Origin of the sequence: Allokutzneria sp. NRRL B-24872 (assembly GCF_002155965.1) — a bacterium.
Classification (GTDB): Bacteria; Actinomycetota; Actinomycetes; order Mycobacteriales; family Pseudonocardiaceae; genus Allokutzneria.
The window spans coordinates 1-671 of record NZ_MUMH01000269.1 but is presented as its reverse complement, the minus strand read 5'-3'; the positions used below and the strand labels follow the sequence as shown (position 1 = coordinate 671).

Here is a 671-nt window from a genome sequence, read left to right as displayed (position 1 = left end):
TCCAGGTGCTGCGCGAGCTGGTGCTCACCGGCGAGATCCCGCCGGGCGCCCGGGTCAACGAGGTCGAGCTGGCCACCCGCTTCGGCATCAGCCGCGGCCCCGTCCGCGAGGCGATCCGGCACCTGACGAGCGAGGGCTTGCTGGTGCTGCGGACCAATCGCGGCGCCTACGTGCCCAAGGCCGACGCCGAGCAGGTGCACGCGCTGTTCGAGCTGCGCGTCGCGCTGGAGGGCGAGGCGTCCAGGTTCGCGGCGTTGCGGCGCACCGAGGCCGACGTCGAGGAGTTGCGCAGGCGCAGCGCCAACGCCCGCGCGGGCTTCGAATCGGGGCGGCGCTTCCCCTACCGGCTCGACCTGGACTTCCACGGCGGGCTGTTGCAGGCCGCGCGGAGCCCGTTGATCACCTCGCAGGTCCACCTCGTGCAGCAGCAGGTGATCCTGTTGCGCACCACCACCCCGGTCGACCCCGCGCACTCCTCGGCCTCGCTCGATGATCACGACCGGCTGGTCGAGGCGATCGAGGCGGGCGACCCCGAGCTGGCCGCGGAGACGATGCGGACGCACCTGCACCGCGTCCGTGACCAACTGTTGACCTACCTTGACCTGCCGGAACGCGCGTTCTTGGGCTGAGTGGGTGGTGCCGGCCGCTTCGCCGCGCGCACCGGCCACAGT

1 protein-coding gene is annotated in these 671 nt (G+C 72.3%); it reads left to right on the top strand.

The window, feature by feature from the left end; genetic code table 11:
* On the top strand, positions 1 to 629 hold a 629-nt coding region (locus tag CCN37_RS37270; protein WP_371505686.1), incomplete at its 5' end, for a GntR family transcriptional regulator.
* Positions 630 to 671: the final 42 nt, after the last annotated feature.